The 18,894-nt window shown below is 58.4% G+C and carries 16 protein-coding genes and 1 pseudogene; 5 read left to right on the top strand and 12 right to left on the bottom strand.

All coding sequences use genetic code 11. The features are described from left to right. Positions 1–7 precede the first annotated feature (7 nt). The 3 genes from glk to VSS37_RS16205 form a co-directional block, all read right to left on the bottom strand. Positions 8–994, bottom strand: coding sequence for a glucokinase (glk, locus tag VSS37_RS16215; RefSeq protein WP_324696885.1), 987 nt, complete (start codon positions 992–994; stop codon positions 8–10). A gap of 105 nt (positions 995–1,099) precedes the next feature. After that, a complete protein-coding gene (gene pgi, locus VSS37_RS16210) occupies positions 1,100–2,767 on the bottom strand; it encodes a glucose-6-phosphate isomerase (RefSeq protein ID WP_324696884.1) in 1,668 nt (555 codons plus the stop codon). Between the two features lie 176 nt (positions 2,768–2,943). Next, positions 2,944–3,525 carry a GspH/FimT family pseudopilin gene (locus VSS37_RS16205; protein WP_324696882.1) on the bottom strand — a complete coding sequence of 194 codons (582 nt, stop codon included), beginning with the start codon at positions 3,523–3,525 and terminating at the stop codon, positions 2,944–2,946. Positions 3,526–3,647: 122 nt separating this feature from the next. Here VSS37_RS16205 and VSS37_RS16200 point away from each other — a divergent pair, with 122 nt between their 5' ends. After that, positions 3,648–4,541, top strand: a complete 894-nt coding sequence (locus VSS37_RS16200) for a fructosamine kinase family protein (protein WP_324696880.1) — start codon at positions 3,648–3,650, stop codon at positions 4,539–4,541. On the opposite strand, the gene VSS37_RS16195 is transcribed toward VSS37_RS16200, so the two are convergent. The 8 genes from VSS37_RS16195 to def form a co-directional block, all read right to left on the bottom strand. Next, positions 4,542–5,993: a TrkH family potassium uptake protein gene (locus VSS37_RS16195; protein ID WP_324696878.1), complete on the bottom strand. Its 1,452-nt coding sequence runs from the start codon at positions 5,991–5,993 to the stop codon at positions 4,542–4,544. Between the two features lie 14 nt (positions 5,994–6,007). Then, positions 6,008–7,381: a Trk system potassium transporter TrkA gene (gene trkA / locus VSS37_RS16190; protein ID WP_324696875.1), complete on the bottom strand. Its 1,374-nt coding sequence runs from the start codon at positions 7,379–7,381 to the stop codon at positions 6,008–6,010. Between the two features lie 9 nt (positions 7,382–7,390). Then, a complete protein-coding gene (locus VSS37_RS16185) occupies positions 7,391–8,773 on the bottom strand; it encodes a sigma-54-dependent transcriptional regulator (protein ID WP_324696874.1) in 1,383 nt (460 codons plus the stop codon). Positions 8,774–8,877: 104 nt separating this feature from the next. Further along, positions 8,878–11,052: a sensor histidine kinase gene (locus VSS37_RS16180; RefSeq protein ID WP_324696872.1), complete on the bottom strand. Its 2,175-nt coding sequence runs from the start codon at positions 11,050–11,052 to the stop codon at positions 8,878–8,880. Beyond that, complete coding sequence (locus tag VSS37_RS16175) at positions 11,037–11,615, bottom strand: DUF4390 domain-containing protein (protein ID WP_324696869.1); 579 nt, start codon at positions 11,613–11,615, stop codon at positions 11,037–11,039. The genes VSS37_RS16180 and VSS37_RS16175 overlap by 16 nt, the downstream gene beginning before the upstream one ends. A 5-nt stretch (positions 11,616–11,620) precedes the next feature. Continuing rightward, positions 11,621–12,925 carry a 16S rRNA (cytosine(967)-C(5))-methyltransferase RsmB gene (rsmB, locus tag VSS37_RS16170; RefSeq protein WP_324696868.1) on the bottom strand — a complete coding sequence of 435 codons (1,305 nt, stop codon included), beginning with the start codon at positions 12,923–12,925 and terminating at the stop codon, positions 11,621–11,623. Then, positions 12,922–13,866, bottom strand: coding sequence for a methionyl-tRNA formyltransferase (fmt, locus tag VSS37_RS16165; RefSeq protein ID WP_324696867.1), 945 nt, complete (start codon positions 13,864–13,866; stop codon positions 12,922–12,924). Before fmt ends, rsmB begins: the two co-directional genes overlap by 4 nt. Continuing rightward, on the bottom strand, positions 13,863–14,405 hold the full coding sequence (gene def / locus VSS37_RS16160; RefSeq protein WP_324696864.1) for a peptide deformylase: 543 nt from the start codon (positions 14,403–14,405) through the stop codon (positions 13,863–13,865). The genes fmt and def overlap by 4 nt, the downstream gene beginning before the upstream one ends. A 97-nt stretch (positions 14,406–14,502) precedes the next feature. Here def and VSS37_RS16155 point away from each other — a divergent pair, with 97 nt between their 5' ends. The 4 genes from VSS37_RS16155 (at position 14,503) to speE (ending at position 18,207) form a co-directional block, all read left to right on the top strand. Further along, complete coding sequence (locus VSS37_RS16155; protein ID WP_324696863.1) at positions 14,503–15,618, top strand: LysM peptidoglycan-binding domain-containing protein; 1,116 nt, start codon at positions 14,503–14,505, stop codon at positions 15,616–15,618. Between the two features lie 17 nt (positions 15,619–15,635). Next, complete coding sequence (gene dprA, locus VSS37_RS16150) at positions 15,636–16,805, top strand: DNA-processing protein DprA (RefSeq protein ID WP_324696862.1); 1,170 nt, start codon at positions 15,636–15,638, stop codon at positions 16,803–16,805. After that, the gene (locus VSS37_RS16145; RefSeq protein WP_324696860.1) at positions 16,805–17,281 is read left to right on the top strand and encodes a Smg family protein; all 477 of its coding nucleotides are present in this window, start codon (positions 16,805–16,807) and stop codon (positions 17,279–17,281) included. The genes dprA and VSS37_RS16145 overlap by 1 nt, the downstream gene beginning before the upstream one ends. A 68-nt stretch (positions 17,282–17,349) precedes the next feature. Continuing rightward, on the top strand, positions 17,350–18,207 hold the full coding sequence (speE, locus tag VSS37_RS16140) for a polyamine aminopropyltransferase (protein ID WP_324696859.1): 858 nt from the start codon (positions 17,350–17,352) through the stop codon (positions 18,205–18,207). Positions 18,208–18,277: 70 nt separating this feature from the next. On the opposite strand, the pseudogene VSS37_RS16135 reads toward speE, so the two are convergent. Next, positions 18,278–18,894, bottom strand: a pseudogene (locus tag VSS37_RS16135) (DNA phosphorothioation-associated putative methyltransferase); the annotation flags it as partial.

Below are 18,894 nucleotides of genomic sequence, written 5' to 3'. Positions count from 1 at the left end.
GTTTTCCTCATCCCGTTGTGTGGCGCACCGCTGCTGCCAGCGCTCCTTGTAAGCCTAAACGTGTATTGGTGATCAGATGTATGGGCGTTTGCCGAACCAGCGCCGCCATGCGCCCCTTGTCAAAACAGGCGTCCAGAAACCGTTGCGTCTGCAACCATGGCTGGATGCGGGCGGAAATGCCGCCGCCGAGGTACAACCCTCCCCCCGGCTGGTACAGCAAGGCGACATTGCCGACCCAATTGGCGTAGAGGTCGGCAAACAGCTGCATCGTCGCCGTCGCCACTGGGTCGCCTGCCTGCGTGGCCTGATTGACGACAGCGCCATTACGCTCCCGCAACTCGGCTGGAATCTCACCCGTCATTTCCAGCAAACAAAACTGATAAACCTGGTTTACGCCCGGGCCGGACACCAGCCGTTCCCAAGAGACATGGGCATAACGCTGGCGCATAAAGGCCAGCAGCCGTTCCTGCTGTGCATTGGCGGGGGCGAAGTCGGTGTGCCCGCCTTCCGTGGCGAAGGCGCGGTAATGGCCGCTGGCTTCCTGGTGCATCCACGCCAGCCCCAAGCCTGTGCCTGCGCCGGTAATCGCGCGTATTGCCGGATCGCCACTGCCGCCACCTGGGTTCAACGTGACAGTATCGCTTGCCGTCAGGGTGGAAACACCTTGCGCGGCGGCCTGGAAATCATTGATGAACAGCAGCTGTGATGCTCCCAGCAGGTTTCGCAGGCTACTTTTTTTGATCACCCAATCCAGATTGGTCAGGCGGATGGGGCGGTCATCCTGTACTACAGGCCCCGGCAATGCAAGGCATACGGCCTGCGGCCTGGCCGTTTGGGAGGCGTCAGATACAAACCGCTGCATCAAGGCTTCGCTACTGGCAAAATCTGCACTCGCGTAAACCTGTTCATAGCAGATGGCCATTTCCTGCCCCTCCGCTGTTGCCCACGCCAGCCAGCTTTTCGTGCCGCCAATGTCACCGGCGATTATATCCATCCTCACCCCTGTGCTTGTGTATGCCTTCCGCTGCTTTGCTTTTTACGTCCTCAGAATACCAGCGCAGCATCCTTGCTGCCGTGCTGCAAGTCAAGATAGCGGTTGTTATCCGGGCGCTCTTCCGCCGCGCTGCTGCCGGTAGTGGTTGATCAGGCCATTGGTGGAGGCGTCATGGCTTGTGACGGTGTCCATTGCCTGCAATTCGGGTTGGATGCGCTTCGCCAGCTGTTTGCCAAGTTCCACGCCCCACTGGTCATAGGCATTCAGGTTCCAGATGATTCCCTGGACAAAGATTTTATGTTCGTACAGCGCAATCAGCATGCCCAGGCTGTGCGGGGTGAGCGCGTCCAGCAGCAGGGCGTTGCTGGGATGGTTGCCTGCAAACACTTTCGGCGCGATAGGCGGTGCCACCCCATTGGCAAGGGTTTCTTCCCGGGTGCGGCCATGCATCAACGCTTCGGTCTGAGCCAGGAAATTTGCCATCAGGATATCGTGATGATCCTGCAAGCCGGTGGGTGCCGTGGTGGAAATGATGAAGTCCGCCGGAATCAGCCGGGTTCCCTGATGGATCAACTGGTAGAAGGCATGCTGGCCATTGATGCCGGTGGTGCCCCAGATAATGGGGCCGGTGCTGTAATCCACGGCATTGCCGTCGCGGTCAACCGATTTGCCGTTGCTTTCCATATCGGCTTGTTGCAGGTACAGCGGCAGGCTGCGCAGGTAATGGTCGTAAGGCAGGATGGCGTGGGATTCCGCACCGAAAAAGTTGCTGTACCAAACGCCCAGCATGGCAAGGATGACCGGCATGTTCTCCGCCAGCGGCGCAGTGCGGAAATGATTGTCCATTTCGTGCGCGCCACCCAGCAGTTCAGCAAAGTTGTCCGCACCTACCGCCAGGACGATGGAAAGGCCAATGGCTGACCATAGCGAGTAGCGGCCGCCTACCCAATCCCAGAACTCAAACATGTTGGCAGTGTCGATGCCAAAACCGGCGACGGCTTGCTGGTTGGTGGAAACGGCGACGAAATGTTTGGCAATATGTGCTTCGTCTTGCGCGTGTTGCAAAAACCATGTGCGCGCATAATGGGCGTTGGTCATGGTTTCCTGGGTGGTGAAGGTTTTGGAGGCGACGATGAACAAGGTGGTTTCAGGGTCAAGGGTTTCCAACTTTTCCACCGCATGGGCACCGTCCACATTGGAAATGAAGTGCATGTGCAGGCGGGGATGCCGGTAAGCTTTCAGCGCCTGGTACACCATGTGCGGGCCGAGGTCAGAGCCGCCAATGCCGATATTGACCACATCGGTGATCGGCTTGCCGGTGTAACCCAGCCACTCGCCATTGCGCACCCGTTCGGCGAAACCGCCCATCTGTTGCAGCACCGTGTTGACGGCGGGCATGACATCCTGCCCATCCACCATCACCGGCGTGTTGCTGCGGTTGCGCAGGGCAGTGTGCAGGACAGCGCGCTGCTCGGTGTTGTTGATCTTTTCGCCTTGGAACATGCGCTCGCGCCAACCAGCCACATCAGCGGCTTCGGCAAGCTGCATCAGCAATTGCAGGGTGGTGGCAGTGATGCGGTTTTTGGAGTAATCCAATAAAACGCCACCGACCTGTAGGGAAAAACGTTCGAAACGCTGAGGATCTTGCGCAAACAAGTCGCGCAGATGCGCATCGCAGACTGAGTGGTAATGTTGCTTTAATGCGTTGTTGGCAGGGTGGTGAAGCGGAACCGGCTTGCCATTGTTTGACAACTTTTCCTGGCTGGATTGCATGGACTCTCCTTTCTTGCATTACCGGCAGATATGATTATACATGCAAATATTATGCCGGAAATTTATCACCCTCGCCTTGATCTGGCGCATGTTTATTGTTGCAAATGCTATGGCAATTTTCCGTCAAACGGAGTGAACACGCAATGAAATCTTAATTCATGCGGCAAGGGATTGGATCAGCAGCCGGATGTCCCTACCTTGCAGGAGGAAAGGCGGCCTGTCAGGGGTGCTATAGTTATCGCGTAGCGGCTTTCACCGTTTAATTGCAGATTCAGCGTGCCTGCATTGGACGCGATCCCATTGGGTCTATAATTGATTCTTTGCGGTGTGCTGAGGTTATTGGAAATGGTGACTCCAACCAGCGTCATCGTGGTGTCCAACAAGATTTCTTCTGGCGCCTCTGCGATATTGTCGCCGTTATAGTCACACACATTTGTCGTGGTGTCGGGTGTTGAGTTGGTTGTGGGATTGCAGTTGGTGAAGACAATCCAACCGTTTTCAAAACCATCGGCAGTGTTGGTGGAGCAACCCGTGCCACTCGCATTCCGCACACACATCGTGACATCATAAGCACGTTTGGCGGCCTCACCGCGCATATAGTTGAGTGTGGACACAATCTGGTTGTTAAGCGCCGTCAGGCGGTTGTTGCTGATCATTTCGCTAAGGGAAGGGGCTGCTACGGCAGCCAGTATTGCGACAATGCTGAACGTAACAATTAACTCAATCAGCGTCATGCCGGTTTGTTTAGGCTTGCTCATGAGGCTTTCCCTTCGCTATATGTTATTTTTTGATTCAGGAAAGAGAAGGCATCCCTGCCATACGCGTCGTCCGTGTGGGGGAAAGTATACAGAACCGGACTCACAGCGCAGGATGGAAGAGGATGAACGGCTACCCAAAGCAGACCAGTAACCTGATCGAAACGGTGTTGCAACGGCATGTGGGAAACTCCGCGTATTTGCGGGCGCTCCAGCCCACCAGCGGCGGTTGCATCAATGAGGCGTGTACAGCGGAACTGGCGGATGGTTCGCGTTGGTTCATCAAGCTGAATCAGGCTGGCAAGCTGGAAATGTTTGCAGCCGAAGCGGATGGCTTGCACGCAATCAGGGCAACCAACACCCTCTATGCGCCAGAACCGCTCGGTTATGGCGTGGTGGCGAACAACGCCTACCTGATTCTGGAACACCTTGACTTGCGCAGTAGTGGCGACCCACACCAAGCGGGGGAGCAATTAGCCACCATGCACCGGCATACGGCTGAACACTTCGGCCGGTTCCGCGACAACACCATCGGGGCAACCCATCAGCCCAACCGCCAGTGTAATGATTGGGTGGAATTCTGGCGTCAGGAGCGGCTGGGTTTCCAACTCGGACTGGCAAGGCGCAATGGCTATCCGGGCAGGGCTTACGAACAGGGGTTGCGCTTGCAGGAGCGGTTAGCGGTTTTCTTTACCCATTACCGGCCACCAGCTTCCTTGCTGCATGGCGACCTATGGAGTGGAAACCTGGCCTACACGCCTGATGGCAGGCCGGTCATTTTCGACCCAGCGGTGTATTATGGCGACCGCGAGGCTGATCTGGCGATGACGGAATTGTTTGGCGGTTTTGGGGAACGTTTTTATTCCGCCTATCAAGCCAGCTGGCCGCTGGATCAGGGTTATGCGGTGCGTAAGACGCTCTATAACCTTTACCATATCCTCAACCACTTCAACCTGTTTGGCGGCAGTTATGGAATGCAGGCCGCCCGCATGACGGAACAGCTATTGGCCGAAACCTGACTACCGCCGCCAAAAAGCTGGCGTCAGCAAGACCAACACTGTCAGCAACTCCAGCCGCCCCATGATCATGCACAGCGACAGCCACCATTTGGAAAAATTACTCAGTGGCGCAAAGTTGGCGGACACATCGCCCAGCCCCAGCCCCATATTGTTGATGGTGGCCGCGACCGCCGAAAATGCCGTCACCTGATCCAGCCCGTCCGCCATCAACCCCAGCATGAACAGGATGAACAACGCGGCATAAATGAAAAAGAACCCCCACACGCCTTTGACCACCTGTTCATCCACCACCTGCCCGTTGACCTTGATCGGGATATGCGCGCGCGGATGCACCAGCAAGTTGATTTCGCGGATGGCCTGTTTCAGCAGCAGCAGGAAGCGGATGGACTTCATGCCACCGCCAGTTGAGCCGGAACAGCCCCCGCTGGTGACCAACAAGGTAATGAATATGGGCAGGAACGAGGGCCACACCGAATGGTCGCCCAGCACCAGCCCAGTGCTGGTAAGCACGGAAACAACCTGGACAGAAGCATAACGCAAGGCATCAAATGGGTCAGGATACGTGCCATAAGCATACAAGGAAAGCGCCACAACCAGGATGGCGGCGGCGGTGAGCAGGAAATAAAAGCGGAATTCGGAATCTTCCAGATAAGGCTTGAAACTGGCGCTGCGCCAAACAATGAAATGCAGGCCAAAATTGGCGCCCGCCAAAAACATGAACAATACGGCGATATAGTGGATAGCCGGATTGGAAAAATACGCCAAGCTGGAATCATGGTTGGCGAACCCGCCGGTTCCCAACGTGGAAAAGCTGTAGCCGATGGCATCAAACCAATCCATCCCAGCGAGGCGGAACGCCAGCACACACAGGATGGTCAAGGCCAGGTAGGTGTACCACAGCAATTTGGCGGTTTCGGCAATACGCGGCTCCAGTTTCGCGTCCTTGATCGGGCCGGGGGCTTCCGCCTTGTAAATCTGCATGCCACCGACGCCCAACATCGGCATGATGGCCACCGCCAGCACGATCACACCCATCCCGCCCAGCCAATGCAGTTCCGTGCGCCAAAACAGGATGGAACGGGGGAAACCATCCAGCCCAATAAACACCGTCGCGCCGGTGGTGGTCAGCCCCGAAGCGGTTTCAAACACCCCATCGGTGAAACTGGCGGCCACCGCGTCGGAAAAGACAAAAGGCAGGGCCCCTGCCAGGCTCAACACCACCCAAAACAATGTCACCAACAGAAAACCGTCCCGGGTGCGCAGGATGGCATGAACCCGCCTGACCGGCACCCACAGGACAATGCCGGTGACAAACAGGACGCCGCCCGCGTCCCAGAAGGGGGAAAGGTCTGGATCCCCCATCAGCCAACCGACCATGATAGGCGGCAGCATGGTCAGGCTGAACAGCATCAGCAACAACCCCAAAATGCGCTGAATGGCCTTGAACTGCATGGGCTGACCTGCCTTTAGAAGTAATGGATGCCAACCTGGAACAGTTTTTCAACCGCAGGGACATAGCGTTTGTCAGTCACGAACATGATGATGTGGTCTTTGGCTTCGAGCACAATATCCGGTGAGGCCATCAACACTTCCTCTTTCCGCACCACGGCGGCGATGGTGGCGCCAGGCGGCAGTTTGATCTCTTCCAACCTCCGGCCGACCACCCGTGAAGTCTTGCGGTCGCCATGGGCAACGACTTCGATGGCCTCAGCAGAGCCACGGCGCAAAGCATGCACGGCCACGATGTCACCCCGGCGGATATGGGTCAGCAAGGCACCGATGGTGATCTGCTGGGGGGAAATGGCCAGATCAATGCTGCTTTCCACCAAATCAATGTAACTTGGGCGGTTGATGAGGCACATGACCCGCTTGGCCCCGAGCCGTTTCGCCAGCATGGAAGACAGGATATTGGCCTCGTCATCGTTGGTGATGGCGATGAACACATCAGTGTTCTCGATGTTTTCCTCCATCAGCAGGCTTTCGTCAGCCGCGTCGCCTTCCAGCACAATGGCCTTGTCCAGCCGTTCAGCCAGCTTGGCGGCGCGCTCATTGTTCTTTTCAATGATCTTGACCTGATAGCGGGAATTTTCCAACTGGCGCGCCAGCCGGTTGCCAATGTTGCCGCCGCCCGCCAGCATAATGCGCTTGTAGGGTTTGTCCAGCTTGCGCAACTCGCTGATGATGGAGCGGATATGCTTGGGGCTGGCAATCAGGAAGATTTCATCATGGGCTTCCACCACCGTGTCCTGGGTGGGCGTGAGCGGCTTGCCCTTGCGGAACATGGCCGCCACCCGCGCCTGCAAGCCCGGCATGTGCTCATGCAGATCCTTGAGCGGATGGCCGACCAATGGGCCGTCGTGCAGCACCTTGACCCCGACGACCTGCACCTTGCCGTCAGCGAAATTGAGCACCTGCAAAGCACCAGGATGGGAAATCAGGCGAAAAATGTATTCTGTCACCAGTTGTTCCGGGCTGATCAGCACATCGATGGGCACGGCGGCGTCATTGAACAGCTCCGGATGGTCCAGGTAGTGGGAGGAGCGGATGCGGGCGATCTTGGTTGGCGTGTGGTAGAGGGTGTGCGCCACCTGACAAGCGACCATATTGATTTCGTCGCTGTTGGTGACGGCGATCAGCATGTCGGCGTCAGCGATCCCGGCGCGCTCCAACACCCGTGGGTAGGACGCCTGGCCGATTTCCACCCGGATATCCAGCTTCTCGCGCAAATCCCGTAGCGAGGCGGCGTTGGTGTCAACGATGGTGACGTCGTTGTCTTCATGCGCCAATGACGCAGCGACGGAATGGCCCACTTGCCCCGCGCCAAGGATCAGGATTTTCATGGCGTGCGTTTAGCGTCCGTATTTTTTCGGGTCGACGTTGAGGGAACGCATTTTGCGGTACAGGTGGGTGCGCTCCATCTGCACCTGGTCAGCCAGTTTGCTGACATTGCCATCCGCCTGTTTGAGCTGGTAAATCAGGTAGTCGTGTTCAAACTGCTCACGCGCCTGCCGCAGCGGCAGGTCGAACAGGCTTTCCGGGATATGGCCGATTTCCTGCGAAAAGACCGGGATGCGCGCGCCGACCGCCTCTTCGGCCTCATCCAGCGACACTTCGGTGTCGGTGCCGAGGATCAGCAGGCGCTGCACCAGATTGCGCAATTCACGGATATTGCCGGGCCAGCTATGGTTGCGCAGGAAATTCTGCGCCGCCAGCGTGATGTGCCGGTACGGCAGGCCATCCTGCGCCGTCAGCACATCAACATAGTAATTCAGCAGTTCCGGCACGTCTTCCGGGTGCTCGCGCAACGGCGGGATCATCAGCGGCACCACGTTCAGCAGGTAATAAAGCTCCTCGCTGAACTTGCCGCCTTTGACGTCATCCTGCAAGTCATGGGAGGACGCCACCATCAGGGTGATGTCCATGTCCACCCATTCGCTGCCGCCCATGCGCATGAAACGGTTTTCCTTGAGCGCGTTCAACAGGCGGATCTGGCTGTCGCTGTCCAGTTCGAAGATTTCCGCCACGAACAATGCGCCACCGTTGGCCTCATCCAGCAGGCCGTACTGGATTTTGCCGCTGTCCTCCTTGCCAAACAGCAGGTTGCCCAACGGATGGGTGGCGTTGCGGCTGGCGGACAGGGCGGCGCGCACAAAGGGGCTGTGCTTGCGGTTGCTGAGGGAGTGGATGTAGCGGGCGAACATTTCCTTGCCCGCGCCAGGCTCGCCATACAACAAGACGCGGGGGTCATGTTGGGCGATGCGGCGCGCCTGTTCACGCAGGCGCTGCATGGTCTGGCTGCCACCGACCGGCTCCAGCGAACCGGCCATTTGCTTGCGCAGGCCACGGTTTTCCTTTTCCAACTGGCTGGAGCGCAGGGCATTGCTGATGGTCAGCAGCATCTTGGCTATCGACAACGGCTTTTCGATGAAATCGTGGGCGCCGAGCTTGGTGGCCTCGACGGCGGTTTCGATGGTGCCATGCCCCGACATCATGATGACCGGGCAACACAGGGTGTCGTTTTCGCGCCATTCCTTGAGCAGGGAAATGCCATCTTGCCCTGGCATCCAAATGTCCAACAAGATCAGGTCAGGCTTGCGGCTGCGGTGCAATTCTCGGGCTTTGTCTGCATTTTCAGCCGTGACGACCCGGTAGCCCTCATCTTCAAGGATTTCACTGACCAGTTGGCGAATATCCGGTTCGTCGTCCACCACCATGATGTATTGTGCTGTCATAACTCCCTGCTCCTTGATATTACCCCCCATCCCCAGCCCTTCCCCCACAAGAGGTGAAGGGAGCGAAGCGGCAGCCGCTGTCCACTCCCCCCTTATGGGGAGGGTTAGGGTGGGGGGGTATATGAAAATCTTACGCTGATTATAGCGCCTCCGTTGTCATGATTGCGCGCCGTCAAATGGCCGCCGTGTTCTTCCACAATTTTTTTCACAATCGCCAGGCCCAGGCCGGTGCCTTTGTGCTTGCTGGTGACATAAGGCTCAAACAGGCGCGGCAACAGGTCGGCGGGAATGCCGGGGCCGTTGTCCTGGATGTTGAGGATGGCCTGCCTGGCCTCTGGCTGGTGCTGGGTGGCGAGGGTAATGACGCCATTGCTGACATGGTTTTCCTCCAACGCTTCCAGCGCATTCTTGATCAGGTTGACCAACAACTGGCGGATGCGGTGGATGTCCAATTGCAAGATGGGCAGTTGGCTGTCCAGTTGCAGTTCCAGACGCACTTGGCCTTCGTTGACGCGGTACAGTTCGACCACCTCCTGCGCCAACCCATTCAAGTCGGCGGCCTGCAAATGCAGGTTGGGGGCGCGGGCGTAATCGCTGAAGGCGTTCACCATCGACTTGAGGTTGTCGACCTGCTGGATAATGGTGTTGGTCATGCGTTTGAGGAAGTTGGAAGACTCTTCGCCAAGCTCCCCTGCCAGCTTGCGGGTCAAGCGTTCGGCGGAAAGCTGGATCGGGGTCAGCGGGTTCTTGATTTCGTGCGCCAGACGCCGGGCAACCTCCCCCCAGGCGGCGTCGTGTTCGGCCTGGATCAGGTCGGTGACGTCGTCGAACACCAGCACCGAGCCTTGCTGGGCGGATGCGGCGGCGGGCAAGGGCGCTCCCCGGCAGACCAGGATCAGCTTGCCTTCCTCGGTGGTCAGGGTGATTTCAGATTGCCAGTCGGCGGTGTTGGCGGCCTGCAAATGGGCCTGCGCCGTGTTCAGGAACGCCTGCAATTTCGGCAAGGCGGCACTCAACTCCGGCAAGGTTTTGCCGACGTGCTCCTGCACTGGCTGGCGCAGGATATTGCCAGCGGCGGAATTGATCCGGCGGACAACGCCACTTTCATCCAGGGTGATGACGCCGGAAGACAAGTGCTCCAGCACCACATGCAGGTAATCGTGTTCCTGCTGCAACTGGCGGCGCGCCTGTTCGCGTTCCTGGCGGGCGTCAGACAGGCGTTTGGTCATGGTGTTGAAGGAGCGCGCCAGCAGGCTGAAATCGTCACGTTCGGAAACCGGGATTTTCTTGTCCAGATCCCCGGCGGCCACCGCCAGCGTGCCTTCCACCAGCGTGCGCACCGGGCGGGTCAGGCGGCGTGAAAAGACGAACGCCGCCCAGAGTGAGAACAACGTGGTCAATACCATGATCACCAAGATCGTGAGGCGGAACGCATCCTTGATGGCATCCCGTTGGTAGACCAGGTTGCCGTATTCGCGCTGGGCGTTTTCCACGCTGTCCGTCAGGCTTTTCTCCAGCTCGGGGACAGGGAACAGCGCGGTCAGGACGCCGCTGTACTGGTTCTGTTCGCCATAACGGGTGCTGAGGGCGACACGGGAGGACAATTTGTCCGCCCCTTCCGGCTCCAGCTTGTAGAAATAGGTGCGGGTTTGCAGGGTGCGGAACACGCTGCGGTCAGGCAGGTGCGGGATCAGGGTGGTGGTGTCCTCCATCGCCTGCGCCACCAGCCGCTGGGAATTGTCGATCAGCAGCACCTCGCTGGCACCCAAGGACAGGAACTGTTCCATCTGCTCGGCGATGCCGTAGGTGTCCAGCCCCTGGATATTGCGCTTGAGCTGCTCCAAATCCGCCAAGTGCTCCTGCTTGCGGGTGGCCAACGCCAACTGGCTGAGGTGCAGGGCGTCATCCAGCGCCTGCCCGATTTCCACCGCGAACCAGCGGTCGATGCGGGTGCCAATGAGGTTGATGGAAAACAGTGACACGAACAGGACGGGCAACAAGGTGAGGATCAAAAACCCCGTCATCAGCCGCAGGGTGAAGCGCGAGCCTGCCTGGCGGGTGCGCCATTGGTTGAAGACCCGCGTCAGGTTGACCAGGATAATGCCACTCAGCAACGCCAGCAGCAGGGAGGTCAGGTACAGCGGCCAGTCACCGTAGCGCTGGGCTTTTTCCGGGCTGAGGGTCGTCAGGTTCAGGAGCGACAGCGACACCAGCAGCAGGAAAAACACCACTGCCACCGGCAGCCATTGCCAGAAACGCTTTTTCACGGTATCGGCCACAACACCCCGTCACTTTGCAGTGAATAGCGGTCGGTGAACAATTCCTGTAGCTTCAAGGGCAGTTTCAGGGATTTGGGGCTCAGTTTCGCCGTCACGAAAATCGACGCGTCGCTATGGTAGGCATTGGCGGGCAAGTTCGGCAAACGGTAATCCTCCAGCCTCCCCAGCTGCTCCAGCGCGGCGGGCAGGTTGGGGAAGTTCCAGGTTTCCCCGCTGTCCAGTTGCACGACCTGATATTGCTTGCTCAGGGGATGGTATTTCAGTTCCGTGCGGACGGTGGCCAGATGCTTCTGGGAGTTCCACCACCAGGTATGGTGCCATTCCAGGGTGAACAGGATTTCATTTTCCAGGGTCATGCCGTTAACCAAGCCTTCGCGCAGGTAATCGGTCAGTTGGTATTCCAGTTGGAGGTTGTTCACCAACACCCGTGGCTGGTTGATGTTGCGGATGGAAAACTCACGGAAGCGGATGCTGCTGTCCGCCGCCAGCGCCAGCCCCAGCAGGCAAATGAGCGCCAGCCCGGCCAATAAGCGATAAAAACGGGAAATTGTTGCTGTTGTCACGTTGTCTAGTCCTGCGCCACTTTGTGCAGTAGTGCGTAATAAAACCCATCCATCCCCTGTTCACCGGGCAGGATTTGCCGTCCTATGGCCAGTGCGCGCCCCCATCCTCCCTGGATCGGCAGCGGCACCGCATCGTGTTGTGCGTCCATGAATGCTTCCATCTGGCGGAGGTTCTCTTCCGGCAAGATCGAGCAGGTTGCGTACAGCAGTTTGCCGCCCGGGCGTAAAGTTGTCCATAAATTATGCAATAACCGCTGCTGCTCCTGTTGCAGGGCGGCGATGTCGCTGTCCCGCCGCAATACCTTGATGTCAGGATGCCGCCGGATGACGCCGGTGGCCGAACAGGGGGCGTCAAGCAGGATGCGGTCAAACCCGTTCCCATCCCACCATGCTGGCGGGTCACCAGCGTCAGCCGCCATGACCCGGCCTTGCACCTGTAGGCGGGAAAGGTTTTCCGTCACCCGGCGCAGGCGTGCGGCGCTGTTGTCGATGGCGGTCAGTTCCAGGTCGCCGGTCATTTCCAGCAAATGGCCGGTTTTGCCGCCGGGGGCGGCGCAAGCGTCCAGCACCCGCATGCCCGGCTGGCAGTCCAGCAAGCCTGCCGCCAGTTGGGCGGCGGCGTCCTGCACCGATACGGCACCAGCGCTGAAACCCGGTAGCTGTTCGACGCTGACCGGGTTGGACAAGTCCAGGGCGCTGGCCACCTCCGGCACGGTGCCTGCCGGGATGCCAGCCGCTTGCAGGGCATGTTGGTAAGCTTGCGTGCTTTGCTGGCGCTGGTTGACCCGCAGGGTCATAGGCGGATGGGCATTGCTGGCGGTGAGGATGGCTTCCCAATCCTGCGGCCACGCCTGCCGGATGCGCGTCAATAGCCATGCCGGGAACGCGTAACGGGCGGTGGGTTCCGCATCCGCCTGTGCAAGCAGGTCGGCCTGCTGGCGGAGGAAAGCGCGCAATACGCCGTTGACCAATCCACCTGCCCAGGATTTTTTCAGTTTGCTGGCAGCCTTGACGGTTTCGTTGACGGCGGCGTGATCAGGCGTGCGCTGGTATAGCAATTGGTAAAGGCCGACGCGCAACAGGCATTCCACATCCTTGTCGGCTTTCTTCAACGGTTTGGCGAGCAGGAGGGCAAGGATGGCGTTGAGCCGTTCGTGCCAACGCAGCGCGCCGAAACACAGGTCACGCAGCAACGCTTGGTCTTGCGCATTGAGGCTGGCGACAGCTTGACCCTGCAACACGTCAGTCAGGGATTCGCCTTCATAAATGACCAGCAGGAGGCAGCGGGCAGCGACAGAACGGACGCTCAAAACCGCACTCCCAGCAGGGAACGGCCATTGAGGAACTGTCCTGCGCCCAGGCGTTTGCCGCCGGGCAGTTGCAGGCTGAGGATGCGCACGACGCCTTCCCCAGCGGCAATGTCGATGCCGTCCTTGCTTTCGGCGAGCACGGTTCCCGGCTGGCCGTCGCCCGGCAGGGCGCAGGAGGAAAATAGGCGCAGTGGTTGCCCTTGATACAGGGTATACGCGGTTGGCCAGGCGTCGAAGGCGCGGATAGTGCGGTCAATCACCGTCGCCGGTTGCGTCCAGTCGATGGCGGCTTCCGCCTTGTTCAACTTATGGGCGTAATTGGCCTGGGCGTCGTCTTGCGGCTGCGGCTGCAATTGGTTCGCGCACAGCAAGCCCAGCGTATGCAACAGCGCCTCTGCGCCCATAGTCGCCAGTTTGTCGTGGATGCTTTGCCCGCCATCCTGAGGCGTAATAGGGCAAACGGTTTTGTACAGCATGTCGCCGGTGTCCAGCCCTGCCGCCATCTGCATGATGGTGACGCCAGTTTCGGCATCACCCGTCTGGATGGCGCGTTGGATGGGGGCGGCGCCACGCCAGCGCGGCAATAGCGAACCGTGGATATTGAGGCAACCGTAACGTGGGATGTCGAGCACCGCCTGCGGCAGGATCAGCCCGTAAGCCGCCACCACCATGACATCGGGGGCGTAGGCGCGCAGTTTGTCCTGCTCCGTAACGGATTTCAGCGACAGCGGCTGTTCCACCGGAATGCCTGCTTCCACCGCCGTTTGCTTGACTGGGCCAAAGGCCAGTTTGCGTCCGCGTCCTGCCGGTCGGTCAGGCTGGCAATACACTGCCGTCACCTGATGGCGGGAAGCCAGCAGTGCTTGCAGGGCGGGTACGGCAAACTCCGGTGTACCGGCGTAAACAATTTTCAACGTGGTGGCCTCTGGCGTAGGGCTCATGCCGTCGCCGCCTGAGCGGCCCAGCGGGCGGCCTTCTTGGCCTGTTCCTTTTCCCATTTTTGCACGACTTTGCGCGCGCGTTGCTGTTTGAGGCTGGAGAGGTAATCAACGAACAGCTTGCCTTCCAGGTGATCCATTTCGTGCTGGATGCAAATCGCCAGCATGCCGTCGGCGTCGCGTTCGAAAAGCTGGCCGTCGCGGTCAAGGGCGCGCACCCGGATGCGTTCGGCGCGGGTGACCTTTTCGTAGAAATCGGGCACGGACAGGCAGCCTTCCTCATGTTCGTTGCTGCCGTCCTTGCTGAGGATCTCCGGGTTGATCAGGCAGAGCGGCTCAGTTTTGCTTTCGGTAACATCGATGGTGATGATGCGCTGGTGGACATTGACCTGGGTGGCCGCCAAGCCGATGCCCTGGTTGGCGTACATGGTTTCGAACATGTCGTCCACAATCCGGCGGATGCTGGCGTTGACCTCCCCTACCGGAGCCGCTTTCTTGCGTAAACGTGGGTCTGGATGGTGTAAAATCTCAAGCAATGACATTAGTAAATACCGAAAATCTAAAAGTTCTGAATGCTTTTCAGGCTATCGCTTATGATACCCCGGACATCCAATACATAAGAATCACAAGGATACCATCATGCGGCATTCTGCAACCTTTTTCATTAAAACCCTCTGCCTCGGCATCGTGCCCGCCATCGTTTTGAATGCTTGCAGCACCTCGCCGACAAAGACCCCATACGCCCCTGACCGTTACGACAATTACTATGGGCAGCCCTTTGGACAGTCAAGAGATGTGATTGATTATAGAGGAATTGTCGTAAATCCGACAGCCCCGCAAACCTATGTGGTGAAAAAAGGCGATACGCTGTGGGGCATCGCCCGCAAGTTCCTGAATACGCCTTGGTTCTGGCCAGAAATCTGGGACAGGAACCAAGCCATCCCCAACCCCCACCAGATTTACCCTGGCGATGTCCTGACCCTGGATTATGTGAAAGGCGCGGGCGACAAATTGGGGCCGCGCATCCGTGTCGACCGGCATGGGGAGGGAGAGCCGATCGCCGCCCTGACCACCTTCATGGTGTGGCCACGGGTGCTGGATGAGGCGACCATCAAGAACGCCCCCTATATCCTGGCGTCGCGGGATGATCATGAGTTGATCGCCGAAGGCGAAACCATTTATGTGAAAAACCTGCGCAACACTCAGCCCGGAAGCCGTTGCGCCATATTCCACCCCAACAAGCCGTTGCATGACGCCCGCACCGGCCAGTTGTTGGGGTATGAAGTCACCTACGGCGGCTACAGCCGGGTGGAACGCAGCGGTGACCCCGCCACCGCCACGGTGCTGGACGCCAAACGGGAAATCCGCAAGGGCGACCGTTTGCTGTTGCCGGTGGACGAAGCCGCCAGCCTGAACGGAAGCGTTTTCCATGCGCCAGACTTCAAGGTGCGCGGCGACATCATTTCCCTGTTCGATGCGGAAGACCTCAGCGGCAATTACATGATCGCCGCCATCGACAAAGGTCGGCGTGACCGCGTCGAGGTCGGCCATACCCTCGGCATTTACACGCAGGGCAAATATGTCGTGGATACGGTGGAGTCCTGCAAAAGCAAATCCGGCGCGGTGTGCAGCCAGTTGCCGCCGGAAAAGGTCGCCAATCTGGTGGTGTACAAGGTGACCGACCGGGTCAGTTATGGCCTGATCATGGATGCTACCCGCGAAGTGAAGAATGGGGATAAAATTGGCAACCCCTGATTACCCTTTTATCTCCCATGGCAAATAGCTTATCTGATCGTGAACTGCGCGCCCGCCTGCATTTCTGGCGGGCAAAAGGGCTTGGCCCCGGCAGCCTGCGCCGTATCGTGGAACATTTCGGCGGCGCCGCAGCGGCGTTGGAGGTTTCTGACAATGCCTTGCTGGAAGCGGGGCTGAAGTGTGAGGGCATCGCGGCCTACCGCTCCCTGCCTGCGGATGCCGCCGAACCGGACTGGCGTTGGCTGGAAGCTTCCAGCCAGCATCACATCCTGACGCTGGAAGATGATCGTTATCCCGCCTTGCTCAAGCGCATCCGCACCGCCCCGCCGTTGCTGTTCGCCCTCGGCGACCCGGCGCTGCTCAACGATCCGCAAATCGGCATGGTCGGCAGCCGCAACCCAACCCAGGGCGGCAAGGAAAACGCGCGCGCTTTCGCCGCCCATTTGGCTTCCAACGGCCTGACTGTCACCAGCGGGCTGGCGGTTGGCATCGACGCCTACAGCCAGGAAGCGGCGCTGGACGCGGGTGGCCATACCCTTTCCGTCGTCGGCAATGGCCTGGACATCATCTATCCCCTGCGCAACCGCAAGCTGGCGGAGCGCATCGCCGCACAAGGCTGCATTGTGTCTGAATTCCCCATCGGCACACCCGCCCACCCGCAACATTTCCCGCGCCGCAACCGCATCATCAGCGGCATGAGTTTCGGCGTGCTGGTGGTGGAGGCCGCCTTGCAAAGCGGCACCTTGGTGACGGCGCGCCACGCCATGGAGCAGGGGCGCGAGGTGTTCGCCATTCCCGGTTCCATCCACAATCCGCTGGCGCGTGGTTGCCATCACTTGATCCGGCAGGGTGCCAAGCTGGTGGAAACCGCCAACGACATTTTGGAGGAAATCGCCCCGCAACTGAACGTATGGCTGCAACAAGATAAGGCCGCATCACCCGCACAGGGGAAGCTGCCCTTATCGGGTGCAGAAGCACTGCAACCCATTGATACCTTTGATCCGGAATACGCGCAAGTGCTTGATGCGCTGGGCTACGAACCGCTACCGATAGACCGGATTATCCTGAATACAGGCTTGACCGCAGAGGAAGTTTCATCCATTCTGCTTATGCTGGAACTTCACGGCCTGGTGGCGGCATGCGGTGGTGGGCACTACATGCGGCTGGGTTCAGGAAATGGAAACTGATGAAAGAAAATACCCTTGACGTCCTCTTCTACCTGTTCGACAACTACCCTGAAATGGGCGACAACTTACCGGAAGACCGCGCGTCCATGCATGGCTACCTGCAGGAAGCCGGTTTCCTGAACAGTGAAATCAACCGCGCCTTTGACTGGCTGGAAAGCCTGGGCGACGAGGCCGCACGGGTGGAAGTGACTTATAGCGCATCTTGTATGCGCCTGTTTGCGCCAGAAGAGCAACGCTGGCTGGATACGGAATCACAAGGCTACTTGGTGTTCCTGGAGCAGGCGGGCGTGATCAGCCCGGAAGCCCGCGAACAGATCCTGGATCGTGTTTTGGAATTGCAGGACAGTGATTTCAACCTCGACCGCCTCAAGTGGGTGGTGTTGATGGTGCTGCTCAACCGCCCTGAAGAAGGCAACAGTTTTTTCTGGGCAGAAGGCCTGAGCGTTTCCGGCAGTGCAGCCCCCGTGATTCATTAAACGGACATTCTCCCAACAGAATGCTTGTGGCATGATAGCGCCTTTGTGTGATCAATAAGGGCGCTGCCATGACTTCCAAACCTGCCTGGTTTACTGAACTCTCTGATTCCGGAACGATTTTCGGACTGGAGCTGACTGACGCTGGCAAAATCCACGAGGAACAAACCCCGTTCCAGAAGCTGGAAATCTACGACACCACCACGTTTGGCAAGTTGATGACGCTGGATGGTTGCACCATGGTCACTACCCGCGACAACTTCGTCTACCACGAAATGATGGCGCATCCGGTGCTGTTCAGCCACCCAGCTCCTAAGCGCGTGTGCATCATTGGCGGCGGCGATTGCGGCACCTTGCGCGAAGTGCTGAAACACCCGGAAGTCGAATCCGCCATTCAGATCGACATTGACGAACGCGTCACCCGCGTGAGCGAAATGTTCTTCCCTGAACTGTGTGAATCCAACCATGACCCGCGCGCGACGTTGGCGTTTGAAGACGGGATCGCCTGGATTGGCAATGCCGAACCGGGCTCCCTCGACATCCTGATTGTCGACAGCACCGATCCAGTCGGGCCGGGGGCGGTATTGTACAGCGAGGAATTTTTCCGTGGCTGCTGGAAGGCGTTGGGTGAAAACGGCCTGCTGGTGCAGCAAAGCGAATCGCCGCTGGTTCACGCCGAGAAAATCATCAAGCCGATGCACGACACCATGCGCAAGGCCGGTTTCAGCGACATCAAGCTGCATCAATTCCAGCAGGTGTGCTACCCGACTGGCTGGTGGAGCTGCACGATTGCCGCCAAAAGCGGCGAGATCCGTTTTGCCCGCGAATCTGCTGCGAAAAAATTAACATTGCCGACTAAGTATTACAATGCCGAAATCCATAAGGGCAGCGCTGCGTTGCCGCAATTTCTGAAAGAACTGCTGGGTTGAGTGGAGATATGCGCATGCCATCGCAGGGGGATTGACCCGCTTGCGATGGCTACCCTCTTGGATAGTCGGGTTAATTTTCGGGTGAGGCCAAAAATTTTTCTGGCGGTACAACTTTAGGGACTAGGCGTCCACTTTTCCCCGGTAGCATCAATACAATCACTCGGCTGTGTTCTCCGCTGTAACTGACATGCAGCGGCTTGTCATTGCCGTAGAAATACAGGCGGTCGAATGGGGTGTTCTGCACAATCCACTGTGCCACTTCCAACATGTTTTCGTCCGGCACGATGAAATCGCAGGCAGCGCCTTTGCGTTCGCAGATCAGGTTGCCGCGCGTGTTAAGTTCGTGGGAAGCATGCTGCTCGCGTTTGGGGTCAATCCTGCCCGGGATGTGTTTGGCGAGTTCCAGGGAACAGAAACCGTAAGTCAACTCTATACCACCGAAATAATCCATTACCGGGTCGATGACATGCTGCGCCAAATCAGCCAAAGCGTTATAGGTTTCTGCCTGCTTTGGCAGGTTTGGCAAACCAATCTTCGCTTGGGTTTCACCACATTCGATGAAATCGCGGAAAGTGTGGTACTGGCCGCAAGCGCTATCCAAATCTGGCAAGGTGCTGGCGCTTCGCAGCCCGAAACCGGCGATCTCCAACCGCAGGCGTTGTAGGGTGGCGTCGAATGCTTCAGGCG

The organism is Candidatus Thiothrix phosphatis, assembly GCF_035668035.1.
Lineage (GTDB): Bacteria > Pseudomonadota > Gammaproteobacteria > Thiotrichales > Thiotrichaceae > Thiothrix > Thiothrix phosphatis.
Note: the sequence above shows the minus strand (reverse complement) of the source record. Positions and strands in the feature narration are given on the sequence as shown.